The sequence below is a fragment of the Dysosmobacter sp. HCP28S3_G4 genome (genome assembly GCF_052065175.1).
GTDB lineage: Bacteria > Bacillota > Clostridia > Oscillospirales > Oscillospiraceae > Oscillibacter.
In genome coordinates, this window is sequence record NZ_JBQHUP010000069.1 from 1 (window position 1) to 10,304 (window position 10,304).

Below are 10,304 nucleotides of genomic sequence, written 5' to 3' on the forward strand. Positions count from 1 at the left end.
GTTCTGGTGCTGAATCTCCGCAAGATTCAGTGCGCCATTTTGCAACTACTTGCGTTTTTGCCGGCACTTCTCTCGCCTAAATAAAAATGGGCCATTATTCAGTAGTCATTATACTAATGATACAGAAGGTATTTTGCGGCCGTAAAAAGTGAACTTTATCCCCGCAAAGGCCGCGCGGAGATACCCGCTGTCCCGCATACCGGGGCTCTACGGACAAAGAGGAGGAGACTGCCATGAAGCAAGAACAAGATATGCACTTCAAAGACCTGCGCAGCGGCCAGCTCACCAACGGTATTGAGCGGGCGGCACACCGTGCCCTGCTCTACAGCACCGGCCTGGACACTGAGGACCTGAAAAAGCCTATGGTGGCCGTCGTCAACTCTTTTACGGAGATGGTTCCCGGCCACATCCATCTGCGGGAGATCGCCGACTTCGTGAAGCTGGGCATCGCCGAGGCAGGCGGCGTCGCCCGGGAGTTCAGCACCATCGCCATCTGCGACGGCCTGTGCCAGGGACACAAGGGCATGAGTTATCCCCTGCCCAGCCGGGAGATCATCGCCGACTCCATTGAGTACATGGTCGAGGCCCATCAGTTTGACGCCATGGTCATGCTGCCCGGCTGCGACAAGATCGTCCCCGGCATGCTGATGGCCGCCATGCGGCTGAACATCCCTACCATCATGGTGCCCGGCGGCCCCATGCTGCCCGGCCGGTACAAGGATCTGGCCCCGCTGACCCTCACCGATATGCGGGAGCTGATCGGCCGCACCCAGACCGGCAAAATGACGCTGGACGACCTGATGGAGGCGGAGAAAAGCGCCCTACCCGGCTACGGCACCTGCTCCATGCTGGGCACCGCCAATACCATGGGCTGTCTGGCAGAGGTGATGGGCATGACCCTGCCCGGCTGCGGCCTGGCCCACGCCATCTCGGCCAAGAAACGGCGCATCGCCAAGCAGTCCGGCCGCCGCATCGTGGAGATGATTTCCGAGGATCTGACGCCTCGGAAGATCATGACCCGCGAGTGCCTGCGCAACGGCATCGCCGCCAGCATGGCCATGGGAGCGTCCACCAACAGCACCCTCCATCTGCCGGCCATCGCCCATGAGGCGGGCATCTCCATCACCCTGGACGATTTCGACGAGATCAGCCGGAAGGTGCCCTACATCTGCAACATCAAGCCCTCCGGCAAGCATCCCCTCTGCGATCTGGACGAGGCGGGAGGTATCCCCGCTGTTCTGAAGGCCATCGAGTCCAAGCTGGACACCACTCAGCTCACCGTCACCGGCAAGACCCTGGGGGAGAACCTGAAGGACGTGGAGCTGGTGGAAAACGACGTCATCTTCCCCCTGTCCGCGCCCAAAAATCCGGAGGGCGGCCTGGCCATTCTCCACGGCAATCTGGCCCCCAAGGGCGCCGTGGTGAAAAAGAGCGGCGTCAAGCCCAGCATGTACTACTTTGAGGGCCGGGCCCGGGTGTTCCATTCCATGGAAGAGGCCAGCGCCGCTGTCTCCGGCGACCAGATCAAGAAAGGCGACATTCTGGTCATCACCTACGAGGGCCCCAAGGGCGGTCCCGGTATGCGGGAGATGCACATGACCACCAGCCTCATCGTGGGGCGGGGCATGGACGAGATGTGCGCCCTGGTCACCGACGGACGGTTCTCCGGCTCCACCCGGGGACCCTGCATCGGCCACGTCTCCCCGGAGGCGGCCGCCGGCGGTCCCATTGCCGCCGTGGAGGAGGGGGACAAAATCATCATCGACATCCCCAACCGCACGCTGACCCTCTGCGTGCCGGACGAGGAGATCCAGCGCCGTCTGGCCAACGTGAAGCACATCCGCAAGGACCGTACCCCCGCGCTGAATCGCTATGCCGCGCTGGTCACTTCTGCCGACCAGGGGGCGGTTTTGAAGACCCCGGAGGAATCTTAAGGCAACACCGCACAAATGCATCGGCAGCGCTTTGCGGAAATTTTGCGCCATCCATGCGTTGCAATTTTTTGAAATACGCCCAGTATTCCTGCAAAATTGCGCCTTTGTCTGACGCAAAATTTGCTCGCAAACCGCTCTTGCTGCATGATGCGGTACTGCCTTCATTAACGGGAGGAGGTGGATGCAAGCCGCATCGGCCTGATTGGATGGGGCATGGCCGCCGCGCTGGTGATGGCTGCCGCCAAGGAACCTGATGTCCGGGCAGTGGCCGGCCTCAACGGCTTCTGCAACTGCCGCAAGTGGATCCAGAGTATTTACAGCTACGCTGGCTACATGGCGTTGGAGAAAACCATCGCCGAGGAGCGGACCCGTTTTGTTACCGAGGGAACTCGCTGCTTTGAAGATCCCTTCATCTACTATCCTCTGGACCCGGTCACCGGCACGGTGGTCAAGGATCATCTCTGCGCGGTCAAAGGATGCGGCCCGGAGATCCCCCTGGAATTTGGCCAGAGCCTGCTGGACTTCAACGCTGAGGACTGCGTGGACAAGCTGGACGTGCCGGTGTTCATCGGCCGCGGAAAAGACAACCTGTTCCATCCGCTCTCCTGCTCCGTGGACATCTATCAGCTGCTGAGCTGCAAAAAGGAGCTGTATGTCATCGACGGCAAGCACAACGACTTCATGCTCGACGATCATCCGGTGTTCCACTAACTGGTGGACCGGCTGGACGCCTTCTTCTCCGATGCACTGAAGGCCGAATAAACCCAACACACAATGAACGCCCCTGTCCGCGGACAGGGGCGCTTTTATATGTGAACGCTTCCGCTCTTCTCTCATAGGACCAGATCGTTTTCGCTCAGCACCCACTCAATATTCCGGGTGGATTCGGAAACGGTGCGGCGACCCGGGAATAAATCCCCGGGCAAGTGTGACTCTTTGCTAAAGAGGTGGATGCTTGAGACGAGCATCGACCTCTGCTTCTTTGGAAAAATGAATCCCTAACTCTGCTGGAGACAAAAAAGTTACACCTTTTACAGAAAATGTCGAAAATTTTAATTTTGATCCGCCGGCAAATGTCCTGGCTGCGGAAAGATCCACAGGGGATTCGGATCAAATATAAGTAATGCGTACTGAACAAAGCCGCAAGCCTTGAAAGCCATAGCTTTCAAGGCCAAATGGCTTTGTTCAAGTGCAAGGATTTCGGGTAAAACCGCCCGAAATCCTTGCGCCTTCCGCTGGAACGCTCCAGCGTTCCAGCGGAAATACGCATTGTAACAATGCCTGAATTTCATCAAAAGGGAAAAAAGTTGTCCTTTTGATGAAATTCTGCGGCAACAGCCGCAGGAATAAACCGCAAAGCGGTTTATTCAGTAGACATTAAGTAATAAATATGCGGAAAGAGCATCCGGAGGCGTAATGGATCTGCTGCAGCAGAAGCATGTGTGCTGTGCGGATCTGGACGGCGAAATTGAACAATACGCATCCAAATTATTGCATTTGCTGCAGATGAGTATCTGCTATTTTGTATGATATATCCAGAGAAGGAACTGTTACAGAATGAATGATGCCTGAAAAGAACCTGTATGTTATAATTGAACACAGTCGAGGAGAAAAGGTCGAAAAGTTTACTCTGCACAGCGCTTCAAAACCACAGCAAGCACCAATAAAAAGGAGAAGAAGGTGTTCACCGCCATCGGCATTATGCGTCTGTTCGATCAGGGACTCATCGATCTGGACGAGGACGCCGGCAAGTATCTGGCATTCCCCCTGCGAAATCCCCACTATCCCGACGCCATCATCACGCCCCGGATGCTGCTTTCTCATATCTCGTCTATCCGCGATGGCTCTGCCTATTCGATCCCCAGCAAGACGCATATCAAGGAGTGCTTTTTGCCCGGAGGCAGCTTTTACTGCGGCGGCGAGCATTTCGCGGCGCCTGACGGCGTACATGATATGGGCCCCGGCGGCTTCTATCTCTACTCCAATCTGAATTTCGGCATCCTCGGAACGATCATCGAACTGCTGTCCGGCCAGCGATTTGACCATTACATGAGAGAGCAAGTCCTCAAGCCGATGGGGATCGGCGCCAGTTTCAATCTTGGAGATTTCGATGAGAGCGGGATCCTGGATGTCTCCGCCATTTTCAAGCGCTTTGGAGACGGTGTATGGGATGTCAGCAAGCCTTGGTGCGCTCAAATGGACGACTATCAGGGTGTGGTACAGCCGAAAAATATCATCTCCATCAATAACCCGGATCTGGGAACAGCCAATTATGAGGAGGACGTCACTGATTATCAAGTCGGCACCAATGGGACCATCTTTTCTCCCCAGGGCGGGCTGCGCATTTCAGCACATGAGCTGGCGCTGGCCGCTGTCATGTTCCTCAACGGCGGCGTTGCGGAAAACGGGAACCGGATCCTGTCGGAAGAGGCTGTCAGACAGATGACGGCTCCGGTGTGGTGGTACGCCCCCGGAAAAAACAACAAGGACATGGATGACAGTGCCCACGCCTACGGAACGGGCCTGAACATCATCTCGACGGAGATCGGCGAAGACCATGTGATCGCGGAGGCGGACGATATCACGATCTACGGTCATACCGGCAGCGCATACGGATTGATCTCCGCATGCTATTTTGATCCGGTGACGCGGAGCGGCTTCGCATATGCATTCAATGGCACCGGGGCGGACCATGATCTCCACAAAGGGAATTACTGCCAGAGGACTATCTGGCATGAGCGCATGATGACCGCAATTTATAGGAATTTCCTCCGCGCCTGACAGAGAGGGATCTCCTGCTGCCCGCGGCGCACCAGTGAACAGCATAAAAACATGTTTTCCCAGCAGCTGGATCTGATGCCGGGAAAACATGTTTATTCAAGAAAAATATAGGAGTTCAAAGGCGGCTTCCCAAACGTATCCTGCAATAGTGGCACGTCAGGCAGATAATAAATGCGTAGCTGTAATATCCCATCAGAGGGTACAGGACGGAGATCAGATTTCCAAAGCCGAACAGGCTGGCCGGAAAGCCGAAGCGGATCAGAGCGGCAATGCCGATCCCCACTGTGAGGACCACCATCAGCGGAACGACTTTGGAAAAGAATCCCATGGCACCGCTGAGCCCCTTCATGGCGATCAGGGTCATAAAGGCGCACATAAACAGACTGCAAGCAGCTAAAAAGAAGTAAGCATATGCTTTTCCTGTTTTATAAGATGCGAAAGGAACAGGAGGCAGCCCGACCGTGTCTGTCAATAGCCGGAGAAAATACGCGCGTAGACGCTGAGAAGAAAGAGATCACTGCTGGATTTCAGGGACATCCCGGTCAGTTCTTCAATTTTGGAGAGGCGGTACAGCAGAGATTGACGATGAATATATAGTTTTTTGGCCGTTTTGCTGACATTAAAATTATTGTCGATGTACGTGACCAGCGTTTCAAAGAGTTGGATGTTGGAGGAGTCTCCATAGGAGGAAAGCTGTCCCATCAGGTCAAAGGCCTCGCTTTTCAGCGTGGCATCCTCGCTGAGGAGGGAGATGATGCGCGCCTGTCGGGTGTCCTCGTATGTATAGATCCGCTGACCGGTCTTGGAGTGTACCGCATAGTGCAGCGCCAGAGAGGCATGGTTGTACAGCTCTGAAAAATTGCCGGAGGACAGGCCGGATTCACTGATTCCCCAACAGAGATGGAGGTCTGTGAGATCGCTGAAGAAGTACTGCTCCGCTTTCTCAATGAACCGGCGGATGTGACTGTCGCCCTTGTCGGGATTTTCCAGGTAGAAGATATAATTGGGAAAATGAGAGTAGAACATGATAGACAGGTGGAGCTGGCTCTTCAGCTCCGATATGATCTTTGTCTCATGCAGGTTGAGACGGATCACATCACGCTGCCAGACAGAGAGGTCCGGTTGAGATCCTGGACCAGAGACGGCTTTGCAGAGAAGGCAGGTGTACGGCCTCTGGAGGTCAAATTTGAACAGGCTCCCATTGTAGATCATCTCATCATAAGAGACGTAGTTTTGAGTGGCCAGATCCCACACAAAGTCGTTCTTCAGGGATGCTTTGGTGAGATTCACGACACTCTGCCGGTGAAACCAGAGGGAGAGAGGAAAGCAGAGCGTCTGTGACAGCTCCGGCAAAAGCGCCTCCGGGATGGATCCCGCGTCCTGACAACGGAAGCAGCCCATGGTCACATCGTTCAAAGAGATATCCAGAGAGAACTCGTTTTCCTGGGGCTGCGTATAGTCGGCGCTTTTAGCGAGGACAGTCCCATCCGGCAGGGTGATGCAGCAGGGTACTTCCAGCATCCGGGAGACCAGGTCAACAGCATCCTGAAGGGTCTTGGCGTCAAAATAGAGCCTGAGCAGGGAAGACTGCAGATCAGTGGTGAACCTTGTCCGGGCCGATTGGATGCAGTTGAGGACCTCCTGCTGGATATCTGCGAAGCGGTAGTCCCAGGGCAGCTCAAAAACCGGCAGCCCCAGAGCGTCAGCGCATGCTACGCTCTCGGCACTCAAATGGTAATCCGTATCCTTGAATTTTACAAAGACCGCTGCGGCTCCGGCGGCGGAGGCCTCTTTGAAAAACTGACGGTGCAGTGGTTCTTCCTCTGCCTCGCCCATGGCGGCGGAGAGGATCAGGCTGCCCGCGGGGACAAAATCCTGGATGGGCAGTTCGCGGATGTTCTGCGTGCTGACAGACAGGATCACCAGCGTGCTAAAATCCTGAGGCGCGGTGAGCAGACGGACTTTCTGAGGAGATTTTTTCGTTAGAAAGTCCTGCAGGTAAAAGAACATAAAATGCCTCCTCTGCGTTTCAGACAGAATGTTTGTATCACTTTTCTACAGACACCGGCAGCACCCAAATAGCTGTAGGGCTGCCGGGAAAACAGTATTATCAAAAAGGAGAAGAGGACTATGAACAAGCAGGAACCCTCCCTGTTCTATGCGCAGCCCAACGGCTACGACCGGCTCTCGGAGCGGGAAGAAGCCGATATGAACGCATACTGCCGGCGGTATAAGGACTTCCTGGATCACAGCAAGACAGAGCGCCTGTGTCTGGCATACAGCCTCCAACTCGCCGAAGAAAACGGATTTGTGCCCTACACGGAGGGACAGGCGCTGCACCCCGGAGACCGGGTCGGCTTCGTCAGCAGGGACCGGAATCTGTTTCTGGCGGTGATCGGCAGAGAGACCCTGGATCACGGCGCCAATATCAGCGTCGCCCACATGGACGCCCCGCATCTGGACGTGAAGCCCAGACCTCTCTACGAAGAGAGCGGCATGGCCTATCTCAAGACGTATCTCTACGGCTGGCTGCGGAAGCACCACTATCTGGCCCAGCCGCTGGCGCTGCACGGCGTCGTCATTCTGGCGGACGGCCGGAAGGCGGCGGTGGACATCGGCGAGGAGCCGGACGACCCCGTGTTCCTGATCAACGATCTGCTGCCCCACCTGGGGAAGGCCCAGAACGCCAGACCGCTGAAGGACGTGGTCCCCAACGACGCCATGAATGTTCTGGTGGGCTCCCGTCCGGTGCCCGGCGGGGAGGAGGGCAGCCGCTTCCGGCAGTACATCCTCACTCTGCTCCACCAGCGCTACGGCATCACGGAGGAGGACTTTGTCTCCGCGGAGCTGGAGTTCGTGCCCGCCGGTAAGGCCCGGGACGCAGGACTGGACCGCAGCCTCATTGCCTCCTATGGACAGGACGACCGGGTCTGCGGCTTCGCGCAGCTGTCGGCGTTAATGGAGATCAAAGTGCCGGAGAAGACTGCTGTCTGCGTGATGATCGACAAGGAGGAGATCAACTCCGACGGCGTGACCAGCATGAAGTCCCGGGCCTTCGACCGCGTGATGAAAAAGCTGTGCGGCGCCCAGGGCGTGGATCTGGACGACTGCTACGCAAACTCCTTCTGCATCAGCGCGGACGTGACCTCCGCCTATGACCCCAACTTTGCCGAGGTGTACGAAAAGAAGAATGCGGCGTTCCTGAACCACGGCATCGCCGTCTGCAAGTACACCGGCCACGACGGAGACAAGTCCGACGCCTCGGACGCCAGCGCGGAGGTCATGGGGAAATTCCGGAAAGTGTGCAGCGCGGCGGGCGTGCTCTGGCAGACGGCGGAGATGGGAGAGCCGGAGGCCGGCGGCGGCGGGACCATCGCCAAATACATGGCCAACCGGAACATCGACACCCTGGATGCGGGCGTCCCCGTCCTCAGCATGCACGCCCCCTATGAGACTGTGGCGAAGATCGACTGCTACATGACCTACCGGGCCATCCGGGCGGTGTTTGAGAGCGGCGAGTGATCAGCTGAAATGCTGGGGACAGTGCGGATCGATTTTATTCCACCGGACAAAGAGAATGCCATTTGGAAATGCGGAAAATCATACTATATTGCATTATCTACATCTTGCTGTTGCTTGTCAAGGCAATGTCATTAAGTTATCATCGACTGAACAAGCGAAGGCAGAGTGCGGGTTCAGCATGATAAAGCACAAATACGGTATGGGATTGGTCACCGCAAAATTCCGCGCGCCCTTTTGCGGCCGTTCATGTATCTGCTGGCATTTTCCAACGCTGGGAAAATGGCCGGTTGTCCAGTGAATACGAATGAACAGGCAAATGTCAAAATGACAATTTGCTGCTGGTCTATATAGTATCCCCGGAGATTCTTGCATCAGGAGGCCGATTATGCTGGATTTACTGATCATAGGAGGAAGCTGCCCCGATTATCAGTTGGGGAAAATGGTAAAGAGGAACATTGGCATCCGGGACGGCAGGATTGTCTGCCTGTCTGCGCCGGAGGCGCCCCTGCCGGAGGCGCCCCTGCCGGAGGCGGCGGAGACCATTGACGCCGCCGGAAAGGTGGTGTCGCCGGGCTTCATCGATATCCATATGCATGAGGAGAATTTCGCGGATGAGGGGCCGGACTATGTGATCGCTCAGCGGATGCTGGAGATGGGCGTGACCACCGCCGTGGGCGGCAACTGCGGTACGCAGTACCAGCCCCTGTCGGAATTCAAAAGTGTGCTGCGGGAGAACGGCGGCAGTCCGGTGAATTACATTATGCTGACGGGCTATAACTGGCACCGGCTCAAGTTGGGCCTGGGCCATTACGACCACGCCTCCCAGGCCCAAATGGACATCCTACGGCAGGAACTCCGGCGGGAACTGGCGGAAGGAGCCTGGGGCATTTCCTTTGGACTGGAATACGACCCGGGCATCACATATGAGGAGATGCGCTATGCCGTGGGCGCGTCCGGCGACCCGGGCCATCTGGCTGCGGCCCATTTCCGGACGGACTGCATGGAAAATCTGGACTCTATCCGGGAGATGATCCGGCTGTCCCGGGAGATCCCGCAGAAGTTCCAGATCTCCCATCTCAGCAGTTGCTCCGCCATCGGGCGGATGCGGGAGTCCCTGGAGTGTATCAACAAGGCGATGGAGACCGATCCGAAGCTGAACTACGACACTTACCCCTACAATGCGTTCTGCACGGAGATCGGCTCCGCGGTATTCGACGAGGACATCCTCAAGGCCATGGGCAAGGGATACGACAGCATTTTCCTAACCGGCGAGCCGTATCGAAATGTGTACTGCACGGAAGAGATATTCCGGAAGGCCCGGGCGGAGTATCCGAAGATGCTGGCTGTGGGCATCGTGATGAACGAGGACGAGATCCAGGCGGCCATCGCCAACCCCAATGGCATGGTGGCCAGCGACGCCATCCTCAGCCATGGGGGAGGGCATCCCAGGGCGGCGGGCACGTTCCCTCGTGTGCTGGGCAAATATGTGCGGGAGGAGAAGTTCCTGCCCATGGCGGACGCGCTCCGCAAGATGACCCTGGAACCGGCGAAGCGGCTGGGACTGGCGTCTAAGGGCCGTCTGGAGACAGGCGCTGACGCGGATATCACGATCTTTGATCCGGAGACCATCATTGATAAGGCGGATTGGGCCCATCTGGAGCCGCCGGAGGGCATCGAATACGTACTGATCGGCGGGAAAAAGGCCATTGAATGCGGAAAGCGTGTCAATGACCGCCTGGGCCGGTTTTTGTCCTATCCGGGTTAAGCTGCTTTGGGTGGAAACGATTTAAGGCAACACCGCACAAATAGCGTATAGGGAGAGCCATAGTAAGCTCGTCTGTAGGGCAGCCAGTATTATCCCCTCGGTTCGCCTGGCAGGGCGCACCAACTCAGGCTGCCAGGCAGGGCCTGTCAGCCAAGATCAGGTTCGCCAAAGCGAACAGCATATTCAATTTAGCGGTCTGCTTCCGCAGGCCCCGGTACCGTGTCTTTCGGTATCGGAACCGACCCTTGACGACCGCAAATACGTGTTCCACTTTAGCGCGAATGGATGACTTTTCGTGCTCT

Annotated in this window: 9 protein-coding genes; 5 read left to right on the plus strand and 4 right to left on the minus strand. The window is 56.6% G+C overall.

Annotated elements, in window-relative coordinates; translation table 11 throughout:
- Window positions 1-266 precede the first annotated feature (266 nt).
- Window positions 267-1,934 (plus strand): dihydroxy-acid dehydratase, encoded by a 1,668-nt coding sequence (ilvD, locus tag ACTNBU_RS11815; protein ID WP_441034220.1) that lies wholly within the window; start codon window positions 267-269, stop codon window positions 1,932-1,934.
- Window positions 1,935-2,111: 177 nt separating this feature from the next.
- A complete protein-coding gene (locus ACTNBU_RS11820) occupies window positions 2,112-2,645 on the plus strand; it encodes a hypothetical protein (protein WP_441034206.1) in 534 nt (177 codons plus the stop codon).
- Between the two features lie 341 nt (window positions 2,646-2,986).
- On the opposite strand, the gene ACTNBU_RS11825 is transcribed toward ACTNBU_RS11820, so the two are convergent.
- On the minus strand, window positions 2,987-3,229 hold the full coding sequence (locus ACTNBU_RS11825) for a hypothetical protein (protein ID WP_441034208.1): 243 nt from the start codon (window positions 3,227-3,229) through the stop codon (window positions 2,987-2,989).
- Window positions 3,230-3,614: 385 nt separating this feature from the next.
- Here ACTNBU_RS11825 and ACTNBU_RS11830 point away from each other — a divergent pair, with 385 nt between their 5' ends.
- On the plus strand, window positions 3,615-4,715 hold the full coding sequence (locus ACTNBU_RS11830; protein WP_441034210.1) for a serine hydrolase domain-containing protein: 1,101 nt from the start codon (window positions 3,615-3,617) through the stop codon (window positions 4,713-4,715).
- 115 nt (window positions 4,716-4,830) lie between these two features.
- Here the strand turns inward: ACTNBU_RS11830 and ACTNBU_RS11835 are convergent, their stop codons facing one another.
- Window positions 4,831-5,079, minus strand: a complete 249-nt coding sequence (locus tag ACTNBU_RS11835) for a hypothetical protein (protein ID WP_441034212.1) — start codon at window positions 5,077-5,079, stop codon at window positions 4,831-4,833.
- A 104-nt stretch (window positions 5,080-5,183) separates the two neighbouring features.
- A complete protein-coding gene (locus ACTNBU_RS11840) occupies window positions 5,184-6,725 on the minus strand; it encodes a helix-turn-helix domain-containing protein (protein WP_441034214.1) in 1,542 nt (513 codons plus the stop codon).
- A gap of 120 nt (window positions 6,726-6,845) precedes the next feature.
- Between ACTNBU_RS11840 and ACTNBU_RS11845 the strand changes: the two genes are divergently transcribed.
- Entirely contained in the window at window positions 6,846-8,237 is a 1,392-nt protein-coding gene (locus tag ACTNBU_RS11845) for an aminopeptidase (RefSeq protein WP_441034216.1), read from the plus strand.
- A 385-nt stretch (window positions 8,238-8,622) separates the two neighbouring features.
- Window positions 8,623-10,002: an amidohydrolase family protein gene (locus tag ACTNBU_RS11850; RefSeq protein WP_441034218.1), complete on the plus strand. Its 1,380-nt coding sequence runs from the start codon at window positions 8,623-8,625 to the stop codon at window positions 10,000-10,002.
- 124 nt (window positions 10,003-10,126) lie between these two features.
- Here ACTNBU_RS11850 and ACTNBU_RS11855 read toward each other — a convergent pair.
- On the minus strand, window positions 10,127-10,304 hold a 178-nt coding region (locus tag ACTNBU_RS11855), incomplete at its 5' end, for a transposase (protein ID WP_441034221.1).

Bases quoted from the DNA above. Each gene is read 5' to 3' on its own strand.
- ACTNBU_RS11845 (WP_441034216.1), top strand. From the start codon at position 6,846: ATGAACAAGCAGGAACCCTCCCTGTTCTATGCGCAGCCCAACGGCTAC.
- ACTNBU_RS11835 (WP_441034212.1), bottom strand. From the start codon at position 5,079: ATGACCCTGATCGCCATGAAGGGGCTCAGCGGTGCCATGGGATTCTTT.
- ACTNBU_RS11840 (WP_441034214.1), bottom strand. From the start codon at position 6,725: ATGTTCTTTTACCTGCAGGACTTTCTAACGAAAAAATCTCCTCAGAAA.
- ACTNBU_RS11850 (WP_441034218.1), top strand. From the start codon at position 8,623: ATGCTGGATTTACTGATCATAGGAGGAAGCTGCCCCGATTATCAGTTG.